The 1,219-nt window shown below is 45.2% G+C and carries 1 protein-coding gene; it reads right to left on the bottom strand.

Going from position 1 to position 1,219, the window contains the following annotated elements; genetic code table 11:
• Positions 1 to 29: 29 nt before the first annotated feature.
• Positions 30 to 1,130: an ISAs1 family transposase gene (locus L5L98_RS22180; RefSeq protein WP_259513324.1), complete on the bottom strand. Its 1,101-nt coding sequence runs from the start codon at positions 1,128 to 1,130 to the stop codon at positions 30 to 32.
• Between the last annotated feature and the right edge of the window lie 89 nt (positions 1,131 to 1,219).

The following is a 1,219-nucleotide window of genomic DNA, read 5'->3' as shown; positions in this document are numbered from 1 at the left end:
CAGGGCGGGATTAAGCTTTGTTAAATCTCTTAACCAAAGAAAATCTCGCTCCTAAAATCGCCATTCCATGCAGCCTTTCTCATCTTGGTTGGTTTGCTGGCTTTTAGCGGATGTTGCTCTAAAAGGTTCAGCACGATACGACGAAATAGCGCCATCTTCTTCGCGTTTTCACGGTCACCAATCCTTGAACAGTCTTCCCTAAAAGTGACGTCAAGCACCCAGTGTTGCAGGTTCTCGATGTGCCAATGCTGACGCACCGCTTTGGCTGCAAGTTCGACGTCTAAAGGTAAAGAGCTTAAGTAATAATCCGTATTTATGGTTGTAATGCCTTTACATGTTCGTTGACGTTCAACTGCTATGAGTGACTTGGCTGATGGCCACTTTTTCGCGAGCGCCTGTGGCAGCTTTGCTGGGACTTGAAACGTTGTGCGACGCTCCTTACGGCCATGCCCCTTGTCATCCTCTTCGATACTTAATATGTCGACGCCGTCGTTATCCCAGTGAGGTTGAAATTGCATCTCAATGGCCTGCCTCAGTAGCGGTTGGTTGCCTTTTACCTGAACAACATAGTCGCCTTTAGCTTTGATAATTTGTTGAAGCGTTTCCCGCTGGCAGTGAAGTGCATCAAAGGTTACAACAGCATCTTTAATGTCTAACATGTGCAGCAGCGCTTGAACCGTTGCGATTTCGTTACCTTTGGTCTGTGTATCTTGCTGATACAGCACAATTCCTTGTTCGGTATCAAAGGCCGAAACGAGGTGAAGCGCATTTTTAGCGCCATGCTGATTAACAGCACCCCGCAAGGTTTTTCCATCGATAGCGATCAAAGGCTTAGATGATGCTTCTCTTACGCGATTAACCCAACTAAAGAGTGTCAACACCAGTATTTCGTTATCGATGACTTTAATGATCCGAGCAATAGAATGTCGAGTAGGGATCCCGTTATCAAAATTTCGATGTTTACGTAGCCAAGATAGGTTCTCTTGGCCGAATTCTTCGATAGCTTGCCAGCCATCGCAACCTGAAGCGATAGCGGCTAAAACAAGAAAAATAATATCAACTAAATCATGGTCTAGGTTGATGTGAGAGCGAGGGTCTTCGATGAGTTTCAAGTGTTCAAACAGTGACATTAGGAATAGGTCGTTAGCATAACATGCTTGCTCTGATCCTGTTTAAGCCTAAAAGTTTCCGTTAGTTAACAAAGTATGATCCCGCCCTG

This window comes from Shewanella sp. SM23, assembly GCF_025654295.1.
Classification (GTDB): domain Bacteria; phylum Pseudomonadota; class Gammaproteobacteria; order Enterobacterales; family Shewanellaceae; genus Shewanella; species Shewanella oncorhynchi.
This window is presented reverse-complemented; position numbering and strand designations above follow the sequence as displayed.